Origin of the sequence: Dolichospermum compactum NIES-806, from assembly GCF_002368115.1 — a bacterium.
GTDB classification, from domain to species: Bacteria; Cyanobacteriota; Cyanobacteriia; order Cyanobacteriales; family Nostocaceae; genus Dolichospermum; species Dolichospermum compactum.
In genome coordinates, this window is record NZ_AP018316.1 from 4744761 (window position 1) to 4745444 (window position 684).

The following is a 684-nucleotide window of genomic DNA, read 5'->3' on the forward strand; positions in this document are numbered from 1 at the left end:
AAATAAACAGATTTTTGATATCTGACGCACCTTACCAATGTGCCAGTTGCGTAAGTCCTGGCTTATTACCTAAAGTTGCAGTTAATCATAAAATACCATTAGTGTTTATAAATGAAAATAAACCACAACTTTATTGTTTATTTATAGCTAATGTTAATAGTTTAGTTTTTGATTTTGTTACTCGTCAAAAAGTAGGAGGAACATCATTAAGTTTTTTCATAATCAAACAACTTCCAGTTATTCCCCCAGAAAGATACACACAAAAAGACATAGAATATATCACCCCTCGCGTCCTCGAATTAGTGTACACATCCTGGGATATGCAACCCTTCGCGCAAGACATGGGATACAACGGAGAACCTTTTATTTGGAATCCCAATAAACGCGCCTTAATTCGAGCCGAATTAGACGCATATTACGCCAAACTTTACCAACTCACCCGCGATGAACTACGATATATATTAGATCCTGCGGATGTGTATGGTGCAGATTTTCCCAGTGAAACATTTAGAGTATTAAAGAACAATGAAATCAAACAATTTGGGGAATATAGAACCCAAAGATTAGTCTTAGAAGCGTGGGATAGAATAATTCGTAATTCGTAATTCGTAATTCGTAATTCGTAATTCGTAATTCGTAATTCGTAATTATTAATTCGTAATTCGTAATTCGTAATTCGTAATT

Annotated in this window: 1 protein-coding gene; it reads left to right on the forward strand. The window is 34.5% G+C overall.

Features of this window, described 5'->3' with window-relative positions; all coding sequences use genetic code 11:
• On the forward strand, nucleotides 1–605 hold a 605-nt coding region (locus CA730_RS22135), incomplete at its 5' end, for a hypothetical protein (RefSeq protein ID WP_231939911.1).
• Between the last annotated feature and the right edge of the window lie 79 nt (nucleotides 606–684).